The sequence below is a fragment of the Pedobacter sp. NJ-S-72 genome (genome assembly GCF_053890575.1).
The window spans coordinates 3,247,924-3,261,557 of record NZ_CM132681.1 but is presented as its reverse complement, the minus strand read 5'-3'; the positions used below and the strand labels follow the sequence as shown (position 1 = coordinate 3,261,557).

General features: G+C 37.7%; 15 protein-coding genes and 3 pseudogenes. 16 read left to right on the top strand and 2 right to left on the bottom strand.

Translation table 11 applies throughout. From position 1 onward, the window contains the following. Positions 1 to 60: 60 nt before the first annotated feature. From hemL to ACWYN3_RS21740, 10 genes and pseudogenes are all read left to right on the top strand, one after another. Positions 61 to 1,433 (top strand): annotated as a pseudogene (hemL, locus tag ACWYN3_RS21785) (glutamate-1-semialdehyde 2,1-aminomutase). A gap of 55 nt (positions 1,434 to 1,488) precedes the next feature. Further along, positions 1,489 to 2,355, top strand: a complete 867-nt coding sequence (locus tag ACWYN3_RS21780; RefSeq protein WP_456216319.1) for a sensor histidine kinase — start codon at positions 1,489 to 1,491, stop codon at positions 2,353 to 2,355. A gap of 5 nt (positions 2,356 to 2,360) precedes the next feature. Further along, positions 2,361 to 3,068, top strand: coding sequence for a response regulator transcription factor (locus tag ACWYN3_RS21775; protein ID WP_041887337.1), 708 nt, complete (start codon positions 2,361 to 2,363; stop codon positions 3,066 to 3,068). Positions 3,069 to 3,097: 29 nt separating this feature from the next. Continuing rightward, positions 3,098 to 3,592 carry a tetratricopeptide repeat protein gene (locus tag ACWYN3_RS21770; protein WP_456216318.1) on the top strand — a complete coding sequence of 165 codons (495 nt, stop codon included), beginning with the start codon at positions 3,098 to 3,100 and terminating at the stop codon, positions 3,590 to 3,592. Positions 3,593 to 3,598: 6 nt separating this feature from the next. Further along, positions 3,599 to 4,622, top strand: a pseudogene (hemE, locus tag ACWYN3_RS21765) (uroporphyrinogen decarboxylase). Beyond that, positions 4,622 to 5,137 carry a CopD family protein gene (locus ACWYN3_RS21760; RefSeq protein ID WP_456216317.1) on the top strand — a complete coding sequence of 172 codons (516 nt, stop codon included), beginning with the start codon at positions 4,622 to 4,624 and terminating at the stop codon, positions 5,135 to 5,137. Before hemE ends, ACWYN3_RS21760 begins: the two are co-directional and overlap by 1 nt. Before the next feature lie 544 nt (positions 5,138 to 5,681). Further along, entirely contained in the window at positions 5,682 to 6,497 is an 816-nt protein-coding gene (locus tag ACWYN3_RS21755; protein WP_456216316.1) for an outer membrane beta-barrel protein, read from the top strand. A 117-nt stretch (positions 6,498 to 6,614) separates the two neighbouring features. Continuing rightward, on the top strand, positions 6,615 to 6,881 hold the full coding sequence (locus tag ACWYN3_RS21750; protein WP_456216315.1) for an ATP-binding cassette domain-containing protein: 267 nt from the start codon (positions 6,615 to 6,617) through the stop codon (positions 6,879 to 6,881). Next, complete coding sequence (locus tag ACWYN3_RS21745) at positions 6,869 to 7,357, top strand: ATP-binding cassette domain-containing protein (protein WP_456216314.1); 489 nt, start codon at positions 6,869 to 6,871, stop codon at positions 7,355 to 7,357. The genes ACWYN3_RS21750 and ACWYN3_RS21745 overlap by 13 nt, the downstream gene beginning before the upstream one ends. Beyond that, on the top strand, positions 7,336 to 7,674 hold the full coding sequence (locus ACWYN3_RS21740; protein WP_456216313.1) for a hypothetical protein: 339 nt from the start codon (positions 7,336 to 7,338) through the stop codon (positions 7,672 to 7,674). The genes ACWYN3_RS21745 and ACWYN3_RS21740 overlap by 22 nt, the downstream gene beginning before the upstream one ends. Here ACWYN3_RS21740 and ACWYN3_RS21735 read toward each other — a convergent pair. Further along, positions 7,623 to 8,033, bottom strand: a complete 411-nt coding sequence (locus ACWYN3_RS21735) for a hypothetical protein (protein ID WP_456216312.1) — start codon at positions 8,031 to 8,033, stop codon at positions 7,623 to 7,625. The two genes, ACWYN3_RS21740 and ACWYN3_RS21735, sit on opposite strands and share 52 nt — an antisense overlap. Before the next feature lie 260 nt (positions 8,034 to 8,293). On the opposite strand from ACWYN3_RS21735, the gene ACWYN3_RS21730 reads away from it, so the two are divergent. From ACWYN3_RS21730 to ACWYN3_RS21705, 6 genes are all read left to right on the top strand, one after another. Further along, positions 8,294 to 8,587: a hypothetical protein gene (locus ACWYN3_RS21730; protein ID WP_456216311.1), complete on the top strand. Its 294-nt coding sequence runs from the start codon at positions 8,294 to 8,296 to the stop codon at positions 8,585 to 8,587. Continuing rightward, positions 8,523 to 8,864, top strand: coding sequence for a hypothetical protein (locus ACWYN3_RS21725; protein ID WP_456216310.1), 342 nt, complete (start codon positions 8,523 to 8,525; stop codon positions 8,862 to 8,864). The genes ACWYN3_RS21730 and ACWYN3_RS21725 overlap by 65 nt, the downstream gene beginning before the upstream one ends. A 2-nt stretch (positions 8,865 to 8,866) precedes the next feature. After that, entirely contained in the window at positions 8,867 to 9,247 is a 381-nt protein-coding gene (locus ACWYN3_RS21720) for a M12 family metallopeptidase (protein ID WP_456216309.1), read from the top strand. 210 nt (positions 9,248 to 9,457) lie between these two features. Continuing rightward, positions 9,458 to 9,853, top strand: coding sequence for a hypothetical protein (locus tag ACWYN3_RS21715; protein WP_456216308.1), 396 nt, complete (start codon positions 9,458 to 9,460; stop codon positions 9,851 to 9,853). Positions 9,854 to 9,945: 92 nt separating this feature from the next. Then, complete coding sequence (locus ACWYN3_RS21710; protein ID WP_456216307.1) at positions 9,946 to 11,178, top strand: hypothetical protein; 1,233 nt, start codon at positions 9,946 to 9,948, stop codon at positions 11,176 to 11,178. A gap of 219 nt (positions 11,179 to 11,397) precedes the next feature. After that, the gene (locus ACWYN3_RS21705) at positions 11,398 to 12,258 is read left to right on the top strand and encodes a cupin-like domain-containing protein (protein WP_456216306.1); all 861 of its coding nucleotides are present in this window, start codon (positions 11,398 to 11,400) and stop codon (positions 12,256 to 12,258) included. A gap of 115 nt (positions 12,259 to 12,373) precedes the next feature. Here ACWYN3_RS21705 and ilvA read toward each other — a convergent pair. Further along, positions 12,374 to 13,633 (bottom strand): annotated as a pseudogene (gene ilvA / locus ACWYN3_RS21700) (threonine ammonia-lyase IlvA). Position 13,634 lies beyond the last annotated feature (1 nt).

The following is a 13,634-nucleotide window of genomic DNA, read 5'->3' as shown; positions in this document are numbered from 1 at the left end:
GCAAGCATAATTACCACTTACCATATAAGAGATATTGTAGAAAAAAGAACTGGATGTAATATGTTAGAATCGTTAAAAAAGATGTTTTCCGGCAACGAAGGAGATATGCCTGTAAATACTGGAAGTAAACCAGATATTTCAAGAGAGAAATCCAAAGAGCTGTATGAAAAGGCAAAAACCTATTTCCCTGGTGGTGTAAATTCACCGGTAAGAGCGTTTAAGTCTGTTTACGGAACGCCACTATTCATTCAAAAAGGTGATGGATGTTTTGTCTGGGATGCCGATGGAAATCAATTCATTGATTTTTGCGGTAGCTGGGGACCTTTTGATTTAGGTCACAATCCAACTAAAGTAAGAGAAAAAGTGATTGAAACCATGCAGAATGGGATGAGTTTCGGTGCTCCGACTGCTTTGGAAAATGAACTTGCAGAACTGATTATCAAAAATAACAAACACGTAGAGAAAATTCGTTTTACGAGTTCTGGTACGGAAGCAGTTATGTCTGCTATTCGTCTGGCACGTGGTTATACCAAAAGAGATAAGATCCTGAAATTTGAAGGTTGTTATCATGGTCACAGTGATTCACTATTGGTAAAAGCTGGTTCAGGTCTGGTTACTTTTGGTGAAACTTCATCTTTGGGTGTACCTAAATCTTTTGCTGAAGAAACAATCGTTATTCCTTTAAATGACACGGAAGCTTTAACACAGGCTTTTGCTCAGTTTAAAGATCAGCTGGCAGCAGTTATTATTGAAGGGATTCCTGCAAATAATGGATTACTGATGCAGGACCCTGCTTATATTGAATTCCTTCAGAAAATCTGTAAGGACAAGGGTACATTGCTGATTTTCGATGAAGTAATTACAGGTTTCCGTTTAGGTTTTGAAGGTGCTGCGGGCTATTATAACGCTAAACCAGATATTGTTACCTATGGTAAGATATTAGGAGGTGGTTTACCGGTAGGTATGTATGGTGCATCGGCAGAAATCATGGGACATATCTCTCCTGATGGTGGTGTTTACCAGGCTGGTACTTTATCAGGAAACCCTGTAGCAATGGCTGCGGGTATTGCTCAGCTGACTGAACTGTTAAAATCAGGTTTCTATAAAGAACTGAATGCAAAAGCAACGGAATTTGCTGAGGGTATTCAACGTTTTGCTACGGCAAGAAGTTATAAATTCAAAGTGTTTCACGTAGGTTCTATCTTCTGGTTTGCTTTTACAGACAAGGATAAAATACAATGCGCAGAAGATATTGATCCGGCTAGTATGGAGAAATTCAAGATCATGCACCGTGAATTGTTAAACAGGGGGATTTATTTGGGCCCTTCTTTTATGAGGTAGGATTCGTTTCTGCTGCGCACACGAAAATCGAATTGGAAAAGGCTAAAAGAGCGATTCTGGAAGCATTGGACATTGTTTTTAGGAATAAGTAAATTAACGTATATTTAAGAACTGTTTGATTTAAGCGGTTCTAAGAGAATAGGAATTTTGAAGAAATCAATTATCATATTTTATTTCATGTTGCTGTACTCACTGGTACAGCTGATCTCCTGGGGAACGCTTGTCGTTAAACTCCAGCCTTCCAGAATGGCTATGGTCATGGGAGAGGGATCTGTTTTTTTGTTCCTTTTGTGTGTAGGTGCATATTTCCTGCATCAATCGATCAAAAAAGAAGACCTGTTGAGAGAGCAGCAGCAAAATTTCCTGTTATCTGTTACGCATGAATTGAAATCGCCATTGGCAGCGATCAAATTGTCGCTTCAAACTATTGTGAAACGTGATCTGGATAAAGCGCGTCAAATGTCTTTACTGAACAATTCATTAAAGGATATTGAACGTCTGGATGATCTGGTTGAAAATATGCTGCTGGCTACAAAAATTGAAAACCGCTCGTATTCCTTCCCTAAGGAAGAGTTTGATTTTTCAGAACTGGTTACCAAAATAACTGACAGGTTGCAAATTCATTCTTGCGGATGTGAACAGGTGATTAATCCTGTAATCCAGCCGAATGTGAAAGTTATGGGAGATCCTTTTACCCTTTCTTCTGTAGTGACTAACCTGGTAGAAAATGCGGTGAAATATTCTGGCCCATGCGCTGAAGTGGGTGTTGAACTGGGAATGCGTGATGGACATCCTTTCCTGAGTGTTTCTGATAGAGGGCCTGGTATTCCGGATGCGGAAAAAATGCTCATATTTGATAAGTTTTACCGCGTTGGTGAAGAAAATACAAGGAAAGCGAAAGGAACGGGACTGGGATTGTTTATAGTCAAAGAAGTTTTGCAAAAACATGATGCTGATATCAGCGTCAGAGACAATGTGCCGCAGGGTACGATTTTTGAAATCACATTTAGTTGATCATTATGCAACAGAAATTAAGAATTTTATTGGTCGAAGATGAAGACCACTTATTAGATGCTATAAAATTAAACCTTGAATTAGAAGGTTACAAAGTCCATGCAGTAAAGGATGGTAAAACGGCTTTGAAGATTTTCAAAGAAGAACGTTTTAACCTGATCATTCTGGATGTGATGCTTCCTGAAATGGATGGTTTCCAGGTTTGTGAAACTATACGTTTGGAAAATACTGAAGTGCCTATCTTATTTTTAACAGCTAAAAACACAAGTGAAGACCGTGTAATGGGCCTTAAAAAGGGTGCTGATGATTACCTGGTTAAACCTTTCAACTTAGAAGAGCTAATCTTAAGAGTTGGTATCCTGGTTAAACGCAGTATGAAATCTGACGATTTAAAGGAATTGAATTCTTATAAAATCGGTGAAAAAACTATCTATTTTAATTCATTTGAATTGAAACAGGATGATGGTGTAATCGTTCCTTTAACTAAAAAAGAAACGATGCTGCTTAAATTACTGATTGAACGTAAAAATGAAGCGGTTTCAAGGGAACAGATTCTGGAGACTGTCTGGAATTATGATGTTTATCCTTCGACACGTACAATTGATAACTTCATTCTTACTTTCCGTAAGTATTTCGAACCAGATCAGAAAAACCCGGTTTACTTCCACTCAATTCGTGGTGTAGGCTATAAATTTACGGACATTCATAACTAATGTATAACGCAAAAGGCAGGTATGCTCTGATGGCAATTTTTGTTATTGCCGCTGGAGTGTGCCTTTTTTATGACCAGCTTCAGCTGGCAGTGATTTTAGGTTTAATGGTCGGATTCGTCATCTGGAGCCATTTCAAAAGCAGCTCCATCTTAATTGCTTCCAAAGCTTTTAAAGATGGTGATTACGATAAAGCTGAACGATTATTGGCTGAAGTGCCAAATCCGGATCGTCTGGCCAAAAACAGACGTGGTTACTATGAATTTATGATTGCCAATATTGCGCTTAAAAAAGAGGATTATCAGGCTGCGGAATACCATTTTCAGGTAGCAAGCCGTTTCCCCCTGGGTACAAAAAGTGATAAGTCTTTTGTATTGATACATCTGGCTAACCTTGCACTGCGCAAAAAAGATAAAGTAAGGGCACTGGCCTACGCTGATAAAGCAAAGGATCTTGCAAATACGGAAAGAACGAAAGAGATAATTAATAAAATAGAAAAAGAAGCGAATAGCTTACCAACAAATTAACATTAGATGAACACTTTATTTTTAGATGCAGCATGGTCAAAACAAACTGAACGCCCACCCGTATGGATGATGCGTCAGGCTGGTCGTTTCATGCCGGAATATTGGGAGATTAAAAACAAGTATTCATTCCTTGAAATGTGCAAAACGCCTGAAATTGCTGCTGATGTAACGATGTTACCTGTAGATTTATTGGGTATTGATGCTGCTATTTTGTTTTGTGATATATTGGTTTACTGGTGAAGCAATGGGTGGTGACCTTAGCTTTACGCAAGGTGTAGGGCCACGTTTTGCAAATCCTGTACGTACATTGAAAGATGTAGAGAATTTAAATGTTGATTGTCTGGATCAACTGGAATATGTTGCTGATGCGATTAAAGTAATTCAACAGCGCTTAAATGGTAGTATCCCGCTAATCGGTTTTGCTGGTGCTCCGTTTACGGTAATGAGTTACCTTGTTGAAGGTGCTTCATCGAAAGATTTCAAGCTTACAAAATTATTGATGCATAATCATCCTGAGGTTGCTCATAGATTGCTGGCTAAAATTGCTAAAGTAACTGCTGATTACCTGAACCTGCAAATTGCTGCTGGTGTAAATGCGATACAGATTTTTGATAGCTGGGCTATGGCTTTGTCATGGAACGATTACCAGGAATTCTCTCACCGTTATATTCAGGAGATCATTGCTAATCTGAACAGAAAAGATATCCCTGTGATTTCTTTCTGTAAAGGAAGTTCTGTGTTTGCACCTATCATGGCTACTGCAAAACCAGATGTGATTTCTGTAGACTGGAATGCTGATTTATTGAATATTAAACAAGCTTTGCCAGCTGGTATCGCGGTTCAGGGAAACCTTGATCCGCATATTTTATATGCTGATAAGCCGGTTATTAAAAAACATATTTTGCAATTGTTTGAGCGTATGCGCGGTGAGAACGGATTTATATTTAATTTGGGTCATGGTATCATGCCTGATATTCCGTTTGATAACGTGAAATATGCAATTGATTTCATTAAAGAATTCCGCTATTAATGGACCATTATTATCCATATGTACTTTCTGTCCATATCATCTTTGTGGTGAGCTGGATGGCAGGATTGTTTTATAGTGTACGTCTGTTTATTTACCATACGGAAGCGAATGACCGCCCTGCTCAGGAAAAAGAGATTCTTCAAAAGGAGTTTATTAAGATAGAATATAAGCTGTGGCATATTATTACTAATCCGGCAATGATGACTTTTGCTGTTCTTGCAGGGATAGGAATGATTTGTATCCGGCCAGGATTGCTAAGTACGCCGTGGTTGCATGTTAAGCTTGGTTTTGTTTTGTTATTGCTGGTTTATCATTTTATATGTCAGCGGATAATGAAACAGATGAAGAACGGGGTTTTTAAACTGAGTTCTTTTAAACTGAGGTTATGGAATGAGGTTGCTACGGTATTGTTAGTAGCAATCGTGTTTACGGTAGTACTGAAAAGTGCGGTTGACTGGGTTTATGGGTTGATCGGACTGATCGTGTTTTCTGGGGGGGATAATGACAGCGGTTAAGTTGTACAAGAATTATCGCCAGAAACGCGGGGAGTAGTATCAGGTTAAAGGAAATAAAAAAGCCTTGAGTAGTTTTCTTCTGACGTTCGCGAAAAGCGAACAATGTCAGAAAACTACTCAAGGCTTTTTTTATTTCTCTAAAGGGAGATCCTGCTGTTTAGGCGGTTTACCGGCGATAATTTGCTTGTTTGGTGGGTTTGTTTGTTGGCGGATAGCATGGTGCAGAGTGATTTATGTTAGGGAGCTTATAGGAAGAAACCTATAGGAGAAAAATAGGTGTGGGGGAGCCTGTTAGTGTATGATTTCACAAAATTGTCTGGTTGGCTATTGATAGGGAGGAAGATGATTTTTCTCTGATAGCATTAAATGTGAGAATGATTAAATTTAGCGGTAAGAAACAGAATGAGGTTTTAACTGTTGTTTGTAGTTAAGAAAGATTAGCGGGACTAATAAATTATTTGTGTAATATGTATGTTAATAGTCTGGGTAATCAGTTGATAGCTATAAATGAGAATAATTAAGAGACGCGAATAGAAATGATTATATGAAGAATAATTTACTAAGAATTTTAATGCTTACCGGAGTTATTGGGACGGCTTCTCTGACGGTGAGTGCACAAAATGATGTTATGGATACTACGATTGTTAAAACGAGCTCAAAAGGACGGAAATACAATTTAGATGTATCTTTTGGACGTAGTGAGGATAGTGTTAAGAATGTATCTGCTCCTACGGGACGCTTTGGATATGGTCTTACTTTTACAAGGCTTGATATTGGTTTTTCAAGGTTAATTGACAATGGAAGCTTTAAGCTTTCTCCTAAAAATGATTTTTTGAATTATAGGGGGATTAAAACAAGTACGGTATCATTTGATCTGATGTATTTTGGTTACCGCTTTAATCCTAATTTCAGGGTATATGCAGCGGCAGGTTTTGACTGGACGCTGATACGCCTGGAAAGGAATATTACTATTCAGAAGAATACACCGGATCTTACTTATATAGAAGAACCAATTGATTTTAGTAAAAACAGGTTTTCAAGCAGCTATGTGCATATTCCATTGAATTTTTTTGAGTTCAGGACTAAAGAAAATCAAAGGGGGAAAAGATTCTATTTTGTGGTTGGGCCGGAGGTTAGTTTTCTGCTGAATGGAAAGGTTAAACAGATTAGTGAGGAGCGTGGTAAACAGAAATTCAAAAATGATTATGATTTCCAAAAGGTGCGTTTAGGTGGCACAGTCAGAGTGGGGTATGCAGGGATAGGTTTGTTTACTAAATATTATTTTAATGATATGTTTGATACTGAGGCACAGAAAGGGCTTAAAAATATGGCTTTCGGGATTACATTCGGAATTCACTAATTAGATTGTTGAATGCCCCAAAAAGTTAGACAAACTTTCTGGGGCATTTTTATGTCATATCGAATTCAATTCAGCACTGTTATTAGATAATTTGCCTCTGAACCGTATCTTTACACTGTGGACGAAAATATTATCAGCGTTAGGCAGCTAACTAAACAATATCAGACTGAACAGGCTTCAGGAATCAGAAATATCAGTTTTGACATTAAACGAGGGGATATTATTGCGGTAATCGGCGAAAGCGGAAGTGGGAAATCTACGCTGTTAAAGTCTATATTCGGTTTACTGAAGGTTGATGAGGGGGAAGTCTTGTTTAATGGTAAACGTGTCCTGGGGCCACACATGAACAGCTTATTCCCGGACACAAGGAAATGCAAATTGTGACTCAGGATTTTTCACTGAATATCTACGCGAAAGTCTATGATAATATCGCTTCTGTCCTTTCTAATACGAATGTAAAAGCGAAGGAAGAGAAGACAGTCAATATGATGCAGCATTTGCATATTGATCATTTGCGAAATAAAAAGATAACTGAACTAAGCGGGGGCGAACAGCAGCGTGTGGCTATTGCGAGAGCTTTGGTTACGGACACCAGTGTATTGTTGCTGGATGAGCCATTTAGTCAGGTAGACGCATTGCTGAAAAATCAGCTTCGTGCTGATATTAAGCGTATTGCTGCTGAAACGGGGGTGACTGTTATCATCGTATCACATGATCCTGCTGATGGCTTGTTTCTGGCTGATGAATTATTGCTGATGAAAGATGGTACGCTGATCCAAAAGGGAAGGCCAGCCCATGTTTATAATCATCCTGAACATATTTATACTGCGCAGCTATATTGGGTAATGCTGTTGTCTTGAAGCCGGAGGATGCACTGAAATTAGGACTTCATGCAAAAGGTCAGTCTGTGGTTTTTTATCCTGAATGGGTAGAGCTAAAGGGTGGCTGGAATAGTAAACGGTATGAAGTGAAGGATGTTTACTATAAAGGTTTTTATGAAGAGCTGCTGCTGGAAAGAAATGGTGTAATTATCAGGGCGATACAGCTGAACAGGGGAGAGCATAAAAAAAAAACGACCACGTTCAGGCGAACATTGGTCGTTTTCTTGAGTTTTAAAGTAATATTTTATGGAATTAGCTCTCCGTCTACTAATGTGATTTTTACTGTTACATCATAGTCAGGTTTAGCAACAACACCACCATTCGCATCATTAACATAAAAAGTTATCTTTCCTACCTGAGCGACATATCTGTATGTACGACCACTGAAAACGTGAGGTAATCCTTCAAAAGCACCAGGATCGTCAAAGGCCATTCCAACAACAACAGCCCCATTTTTATTAAAGGCATCGTTTTCTGGAAGCGCAATCTCTTTAAAATAAGAGCGGCCATCAGAAGTAATTGTCCAGTCTTTAGCAAAAATATCTGCTAGAATGGTTCTGTTAGTTAGTGGTTGTTGTACAATGTTTTCCTTTTTACAAGAAGACAATCCGATCGCCGTTATTGATAAGAGTAATAGTATGTATTTTTTTTTCATATTTGTGTGTTTCTTGTTTAGTTAGCAAATGTATTGCCAACTTTTTAAAGGTAAATTAATTTAACAAGTTTTAACCCCTTCACCTTAAAAGTCAGGTTAGGTTTTATCTATCTATAAGTAAATATAATGTTATTGATCTAAAGTTGATAGTTATTAATCGATTTTAATAGCCGCGGTATTTATTATCAACTATTGTGTACCATTTATTGACAATAGAATATCTTTTTATTACCATTATCAATAACTCTTAGTAGTTTTTATTGAAAACTACTAAGTTTATTAAACGTCTATGTAATAAATTTTTTTTACCTAAAAACCTAAAACCGATGAAAAACAAAGCCTTATTAATTGCATTTGCCTTTGCGGCATTAACCAGTGCATGTAAAAAACAAAATGAGCAGAGTGCACAATCCGCGGATGTAAAAGCTGATGAATGCCATTGTGCCGTAGAACAGGCTTCTCCAGAAATTAAAGGTGTAGCAGTTACGTTTGGCAGTGGAAGTAAAACCATTCAGCTCACAAAAAAAAAATGGTCAATTTGTTCTTGGAGGTGATATTCTATTAAGCAATAATCAGGTTGCTTATCTTAAACACAAATATGATCCAACGGGAACGGCTACTGAAAGTACGTTTATTGATTATTTAAGCAAAAGATGGACAAATGGTATTGTTTATTATTCAATTGATGCAAATGTGCCAAATCAAGCAAGAATTACGGATGCAATAGCGCATTGGAAAGCAAAAACTAAATTAACATTTACACAAAGGACTACCCAGGCAAACTATATCAGGTTTGTTGTGTGGATCTGGCTGGCTGTTCTTCTGCCTTAGGAATGGCTGGAGGAGCTCAAAAGCTAAATCTGGGATCTGGCTGCTCAACGGGGAACGCTATACATGAAATAGGACATGCTTTAGGATTACTTCATGAGCAAAGCAGAACTGACCGCGATGACTATGTAATTATTAACAAGGATAATATCGAAGCTGGTCTTGAACATAATTTTGATACCTGGGAAGACCGAGGTTATACTGGTGGTCAAACTGGCGCATTTGACTTTGGATCTATTATGATGTATCCTTCAAGCGCTTTTTCGAGTAATGGACAACCAACAATTACAAAACTTGACGGATCTACTTTCAGCGCACAAAGAACTGCTTTGTCTGCTGGTGACCTTGTAGGGTTTAAATTTTTATACCCTGATTACGCATTGTAATTTATAGTATACAGTTGAAAATAATGCTAAAGGCAGTTTTAAAGCCGCCTTTAGCATTTCTAAAGAAGTTGAATCTCCTGAATCGTATTTACTTGTACGTTAACAGTTTTGTGATTTTAATTCTTTACAGTTCGATTTGTTGTAATTATTATTTAATAATTTAAATTTTTAGTTGTTTTTATATATAATTTTGCGGCAAAATAATTATATATGAAAAAAAGGATACTTTATTTGTTTATTCTGCAATTTTCGATAATTGCGGGGTGTAAGAAGCAAGAAACAATAACTTCTTCAGATGAAAAGAGAACTAAGTCTGTAAATGCCTTTTCAGCGAATGGGATGGCTGTTAATGATGGAAGATTAACATTCGCAACACAAGAAGCATTTGAGGCACTGATGAATAAAGGTCTTGCAGATACTTTAGGAACTGCCATTGTCCAGGAAATTGCTCAATCAGTAAGATCTAATTTTGTTTCTTATGCGAAATGGAGAGAAAATGTAATGGCTACTCCTGTAATGATGAAATCAGCCCAAACCAATAGCGTAGGTGAACAAAATGAGGTAGATTTAGATAGCTTAATTGAAGATCCATTATTTGCTCAGTAGTAAATGATAAGGGAGAATTACAGGTTGAAAATACAATTTACAAAGTCACAAAGGCTGGTACTTTTGCAGTTACAGAAAGCAGTCTGAATACCATGAAGGGAATGGTTGACGGTGATGGAATGTTACTTCCTCAATATCAGTCTGCTTTACAGGTCGTTGATGAGCAGCGTGGGCTCTATAAACTTGCAGAAGATATTTATGTTTTGAACACTTATGGAAATCTTAATGGAAGTACTAGAGTAAACCCAAGTGCTCCTTCTCAGACAAATGCTGATTATAGTACTGATATTACTACTTACACCGTTGGTAGGGGTGATTTTAATACAGGAAGCTCTAGCCGTCGTGGAGGCGGAACTACAAACTCTGGTGCAGATCAACCTAGCTCATCAAGAGGTGGAGGACGTAATGGTGGAGAGCCTTCGAATCCAAGACCACCGGGTGGAGGTGGCGATCCAACCGAACCGAGGCCACCAAGGGGTGTTGTAAGCACTCCATTTTCTAATATGGATGCATATGATTTCAATAGTAAGCATACTATTGTAGGAAAATTTTTTCAGGGTATTTTTGGTGACCCACACTATAAGTATTGGACTTCTGGAGCTACAAATAACAGGTTGAAGGTGAATTTTTATTCTAAAAACTGGATAGTGTTCTCTTCTGTCGGTGTGAGGGCTGTAGTTCAGCAACCTAGATGGATTGGATTTGTAAAATATTGGAGTGCAGGAGATTATAAAGATGAAATGCGTTTGGGTTGGACACCAATGGTGATAAAAGTTGATGTCCAAAAAATATCTGTTCCAGGTAAACCAGTAGTTCAGGATCCATTCTCAGTAGCAGGTAAAATGCTTGCCAATAAACTTAATATTAATTTTGGGGATGAAGAGTATCTGACATTAAGAGTCGGAGATGTATTAAATGCTGATGCTGCATTTGGTTTTTTACCGGGTGCTTTAAGACAGAAAATGGAAGATTTTTCTTTTAGTGGTGAAGACTTCATAAATTCTAAAGTTGATAACCAAATTATATCATTGTTTAGTTTATTAAAAAAGAAAATGAACTACCCAGCTGATAAAAGAATTGCATTATTTAGTAATGATAAGCTTTTGATTGAACCTGGCCAATTTATTGAAAAGGCAGGGAAAGGGACAGTGATGTCCAAAACTTTTAGTTTTAATACTGCTACTGTTGGTTTTAAAAGTGGTGGCGGATCCTCAACGTTTTTGTTCGCACCAGCTAAAACCATAGAGATAGTTAGTGGCAGTGTTTATGCTGCAGCCAAAATGAGCTGGGAATGGATTGCAATAACAGTGCAAAAAAAGCCATAGTCAAAATTGACTTTTAAAATTAAATTCTGATAAACGGCTGTACCCATTATTTATGAGTACAGCCGTTTATTTGATGTGGGATGGGTTGGAAATAGTCGAATTTTTATATATAGTTTTGCCATTTACGAATAGATATGTCCACTGCAACAGGAATTTTGTCTATTTGTAAATGATGATTTTTATACAGTAATTTGTTACTGATTAAAAGCTCAGTTCTTTATGGAAATTCAACGAAAGTCAGGCATCAGTTATGAGGAGTTTATGGAAGAACACCATAATCCGGGTATTCCTGTGATTTTTACCGATGCGACGAAAGTTTGGAAAGCAAATGGATTATTCACTCCTGATTGGTTCCGTGAAAATTATCCTGACAAACAAAGTGATGTTGCCAATAAGGAAACGGGGAAACCCTATACAATGACAGAGGTAATGGATCTTGCTGAGCAAAGTTCTGAAGAGAAACTGGCTCCTTATCCGCTTACTTTTAATATCAGTAAAGAAATTCCTGAAATGCTGGATTTGCTCTTACCAATTAATCTTGGTTACGCGAAACCAAACTGGTTGGAGGATAAAGCCTTTAAACGCGGAAACTGGGGAGGTATTGTCGAACTTTTCGTAGGTGGGCCCGGTGGTAAATTCCCTTATGTACATAAGGATTATTATCACCTGAGTGCATGGATTATCAATCAATTGTACGGTGAGAAACAATTTACTGTTTTTCCACGGGGGCAGGAGAAATTCTTATACGCCACGGAAAAAAATCAATGGCGTTCTGATGTTAACGTCTTTAATCCTGATTTTGAAAAACATCCTGAGTTTAAACATGCTACACCTATTAGTTTTAAAGTAAGCGCCGGAGAAACTTTATACATCCCATTTGGGATCTGGCATACAGCACATTCGTTGTCGCCAACAATTTCTGTAGCCTTTGATCAGCTCAACAGTAAAAACTTTCCATTATTTATGAATGATGTATGGAACTTTAAGAAAGAGAGCGGAAAACCTAAAGCTATTGCTGCTTATTTATACGCACTGGCTTCAGGAATGGGATGCAGGTTAAAAGAAACTATCAAAGCATAATATAAAATAATGGTTAATGTGACCCTGTTTCTGGTTGGGTCAGTATCAAAAAAGGGATTCCAAAATTAATGGAATCCCTTTTTTGATACTATGTAGTCTTAAGAATAATACTGTATTATACCAGGTATTCAAATAAGGTCTGATCATCATTCAAGTCAATCACTTCAAACTTAAATTCTGCCATTCTCTCTTTTAAAGAAGTATAGTCCGTACTTTCCTGTAGTTCAATACCAACAAGTGCAGGGCCGTTTTCTCTATTTGTCTTTTTGATAAACTCAAAACGGGTAATATCATCATGAGGGCCTAATACATTATTTACAAAAGATTTCAATGCACCCGGTCTTTGCGGAAAGCGAACAATGAAGTAATGTTTCAGACCTTCAAAAAGCAACGACTTTTCTTTAATCTCCTGCATTCTCTCAATATCGTTATTACCGCCACTCACAATACAAACTACTGTTTTGCCAGCAATTGTATCTTTCAGCTGATCCAGTGCAGCTACGGCAAGCGCACCGGCAGGTTCTACAACAATAGCATCCTCATTATATAGTTTTAAAATAGTCGTACAGATTTTGCCCTCAGGGATCAATAACATCTGGTCCAGTAAATCACTGCAATATTCGAAAGTAAGATTACCTACACGCTTCACAGCAGCACCATCTACAAAACGATCAATATAATCCAGCGTAACCGGACTACCGTTTTTTTTTTAAGCCTGGTTCATGGAAGGAGCACCTTCAGGTTCTACTCCGATCAGTTTAATCTCAGGATTGATATTTTTGAAATAACTACCTACACCAGAAGCCAGTCCGCCACCACCAATAGGCATTACAATGATTTCGGCTCCTGGAAGGTCCTGATAAATCTCAACACCCACAGTTCCCTGGCCTTCTATTACTTTAATATTATCAAAAGGAGGAACAAAGACCATTTGATGCTCGGCAGTATAAGCCAGAGCTTCTTTCATACAGTCATCAAAAGTATCACCGACAAGCACAATTTTGATATTATCTCCACCAAACATCTCTGTTTGTTTGATTTTTTGTCTTGGTGTAATTTCAGGCATAAAAATTACACCTTGTATATTCAGTTTTTTTTTTTGCCAAGAATAAGCAACGCCTTGTGCATGATTTCCTGCACTCGCGCAAACTACACCACGGCTCGTCTGACTTTGATCAAGCGTACTGATCATATTATAGGCACCACGTAATTTATAAGAACGCACCACTTGTAAATCTTCTCTTTTTAGATAAATTTTTGCATTATATTTTAGTGATAGTCCTTCATTATACTCTAGTTGAGTACGTTTAACGGTGTCTGCAATACGTGCGGCCGCAGCTTCAAAATCCAGTTCTACTTCTTTTTCCAGCTTCATG